This window comes from Arthrobacter sp. 05L428, assembly GCF_056397665.1.
Window position 1 is genome coordinate 1 of sequence record NZ_JBFTNW010000020.1, and the last position, 1,394, is coordinate 1,394.

The 1,394-nt window shown below is 62.1% G+C and carries 1 protein-coding gene; it reads right to left on the reverse strand.

The window, feature by feature from the left end:
* The coding region (locus tag AC1DH3_RS16670; protein ID WP_476909818.1) for a BREX-1 system adenine-specific DNA-methyltransferase PglX at window positions 1-1,394 on the reverse strand (1,394 nt) is incomplete at both ends.

A 1,394-nucleotide genomic window follows, 5' to 3' on the forward strand; every position in this document is an offset into this window, starting at 1 on the left:
GCGACGACCACGTGATACCGGGTCGAGAGATACACCGACTGCTCCAGCACGGTCCGGGCCCGGTCCAGAACATCCCCGCCGAACAGCGTCTCCGCCTCCCCCAACGACTCCACTTGCGCCGTCAACGGGGTGATGAGGTCCTGGTCCGGGCGGATCAACGACCCGAACGTGTCCGCATCCTCAAACGACTGCCAAAACGCGACCTCCGCGTGCTTATCCCCGCCCCGGGTCACCAGCATCTCCAGCTCCTCCGCGGCGAACCGCACCGGCTCCAGCACACAAATATTCGGCGCCGTGCCCTTCCCCGGATTCAGGAACGCCTTCTGTTTGTCCCGGGCTTTCATCACCAGCGCGAACGCCGCCAACGCACCGGCCCGCGGATCAATCTCCGCCCCAAACAAATTGTGCTTCAGAATCAGGCCCGGGATGTCCGAGGGCGCGTACCCTGCCTCTTCATACATCAGGAACAACAGATCAAACGCATAGGTCAGCATGTGCCCGGACCCGCACGCCGGATCCAGGACCCTCAAATCCTCCGGACCACTGATCTTCAGGAAGTCCGTCTCCGGCTCCACCGGAGCAATGTAATACTCCATCCGGGACGCCAGATCCGAGCCCGGATTGTTCAGCAGCCACAACCGCCCCAGCGAGTTCTCCACCAGATACTTCACAATCCAGTGCGGCGTAAACAACTGCGTCGCCGCCGGGATCTCCAGCGCCGTCGCCTTCTTGTTCTTCTTGAACCCCGCGAAGACCTCGTCCTTCCGCGCGGCAATATAGAACTGGTACAGCCAGCCGATCACCTCAACATCCGAACAGACCTCCGGCGTCAGCGTCCGCAGAATCCGGGCCACAATCGACCGGTCCGAGAGCAGATCATCCGGAACCAGCAGCTCCGTGAAATCCCCCGACCGCTCAAACATGAACGGCATCGGCCCCGCCCAATGATTGCAGTACGCCGCCAGCAGAAGCTTAAACGCCTCCCCCTGAGCATCCCCGGACACCACAGAACCCGACAACAGACCGATCACCCGGTCCCGGACCTTCTCCCCCACCACACCAACATCAACATGGCCGGCCTTCGCATCCGCCAACACCTCCGGCTGCCCCGCCACAGCACCCCCCGCAGGGGACACCACACCCACACCCGTATAACCGTTCACGTCCATAAACCGCAACGCCACCAACCGGTTAAACCACGTATACGCCACCTGATCCACCACAACATCACGGCCAGACCGCGCCACCACACTCTCAAGACGCCGCACCGCCTCAGGAAACTCCACCCGCTCCACCGACCCAGGCAACAACACCCCAGCCAACCGAGCACCAACCACACCCACCAACTCAACCCGAACACCCGCAGCAAACCCACGCAACAACGACAAATCCAT